2 protein-coding genes are annotated in these 1,232 nt (G+C 64.1%); both read right to left on the bottom strand.

The window, feature by feature from the left end:
* Nucleotides 1-825 (bottom strand): IS3 family transposase (locus tag AXK60_RS25265; protein ID WP_068575363.1); only part of this gene is annotated, 825 nt, incomplete at its 3' end.
* Between the two features lie 47 nt (nucleotides 826-872).
* On the bottom strand, nucleotides 873-1,160 hold the full coding sequence (locus AXK60_RS25270) for a transposase (RefSeq protein WP_068570321.1): 288 nt from the start codon (nucleotides 1,158-1,160) through the stop codon (nucleotides 873-875).
* Between the last annotated feature and the right edge of the window lie 72 nt (nucleotides 1,161-1,232).

The raw sequence follows: 1,232 nt of genomic DNA on the forward strand, positions 1-1,232 counted from the left end.
TACCGATGAGGCGGTCTGGGCGTGGTGGTAGTCGTTCTCGTACTCAACGGGGGCGAGGTAGCCGATTCCGGAGTGCCGGCGACGGGGGTTGTACCAGGCTTCGATCCAGTCGAAGATCGCCGAGGCGAGCTGCTCTTCGGTGTCCCACTCACGGGTGTCGAGTAGCTCGCGTTGCATGGTCGACCAGAACGATTCCATCATCGTGTTGTCCACACTGGACGCGACACGCCCCATCGACCCGAGCAGCCCCGCCGAACGGAGCCTGTCACCGAAAACCCAAGAGGTATATTGCGATCCGCGGTCGGAGTGCATGATCGTCCCCACATCCGGGTTGCGTCTCCACAACGCCATCTGCAACGCGTCGACGACGAGTTCCGTGCGCATGTGATCGGCGATCGACCACCCGACGATCCGCCGGGAGAAGGTGTCGAGAACGCCACAGCAGTAGACCTTGCCGGTCTTGGTCGGATGCTCGGTGATATCGGTGCACCAGATCTGATCCGGGCGTGCGGCGACGAATCGCCGTTCGACGAGATCGTCGTGCACCGCCGGTGCGGGCTTACGGTGCTTCTTACGACGTGACCCGATCCCAGCCACCCCGAGCATCCGCATCAACCGGGCGATTCGTTTGCGGCCGGTCCGTATCCCGCCGCCGAGCCGCAGGTCCGCGTGCACGCGAGGCGCGCCATAGCACCCACGGGATCCGGCATGAATATCACGGATCTTGTTGGCCAGGTGAGCATCTGACTCGTCCCGCGCAGAGGCGGGACGGCTCCGCCACTCGTAGAAGCCCGATGTCGAGACGTTCAGGACCCGGCAGGCCACCGCGACGGAGAACCCGTCGGCGGCGAGTTCACAGACCAGCCGGAATCCTATTTTGGGAGGATGTTCTCCCGCGCGAAGTACGCGCTGGCGCGTTTGAGGATCTCCACCTCCTGTTCCAGGCGCTTCTTATCGCGGCGCAGCTGGGCCAGCTCCGCGCGTTCGGTGGTGCTCAGGCCTTCTTTGCGGCCGGCATCGACATCGTCGATGCTCATCCACCTGCGCAAACACGACTCGGAGATACCGAGGTCCTTGGCGATCTGCGCGACGGAAGCACCGTCCTCACGGGTCAGGTTCACCGCGCGACGGCGGAACTCCTCAGGATGGGCAGCGGGCATGACTCGGACTCCTCTCCTGCAGCATCGACGCTACAGATCAGGTGTCCGGAGAACCGGGTCAAGCTCCMTCGG

The organism is Tsukamurella pseudospumae (assembly GCF_001575195.1).
Classification (GTDB): domain Bacteria; phylum Actinomycetota; class Actinomycetes; order Mycobacteriales; family Mycobacteriaceae; genus Tsukamurella; species Tsukamurella pseudospumae.

What these genes read in the sequence shown, in the direction of transcription:
- AXK60_RS25270 (WP_068570321.1), bottom strand. Translation starts at nt 1,160, where the DNA reads ATGCCCGCTGCCCATCCTGAGGAGTTCCGCCGTCGCGCGGTGAACCTG.